A 492-nucleotide genomic window follows, 5' to 3' on the forward strand; every position below is an offset into this window, starting at 1 on the left:
CGTTCTTTTGAAGTTACTTATGGCCAGAATGGTTGGCATCCTCATTTCCATATTTTGTTGTTTTTGGATGGTTCTTTTGACCGTTCTTTTAATATCCGTGATGATTTAGCTAAGCATTGGATTAATTGTTGTATTAAATCAGGCTTACCTGCTCCAAGTATGGAACATGGTTTGGACTTGCGTGATGGTAAGTATGCCGATCGGTACGTATCTAAATGGGGTATCGAGCACGAACTTACAAAGGGTCATATTAAAAAGGGCGGTANTAATTGTTGTATTAAATCAGGCTTACCTGCTCCAAGTATGGAACATGGTTTGGACTTGCGTGATGGTAAGTATGCCGATCGGTACGTATCTAAATGGGGTATCGAGCACGAACTTACAAAGGGTCATATTAAAAAGGGCCGTAATGGTGGATTTACCCCTTTTGATCTTCTTCAGTTATCCATCGATGATGAAATTGTATATGGGAGGTCAACCAGTCGTTTATAT

Origin of the sequence: Agromyces agglutinans, from assembly GCF_009647605.1 — a bacterium.
Taxonomy (GTDB): domain Bacteria; phylum Actinomycetota; class Actinomycetes; order Actinomycetales; family Microbacteriaceae; genus Agromyces; species Agromyces agglutinans.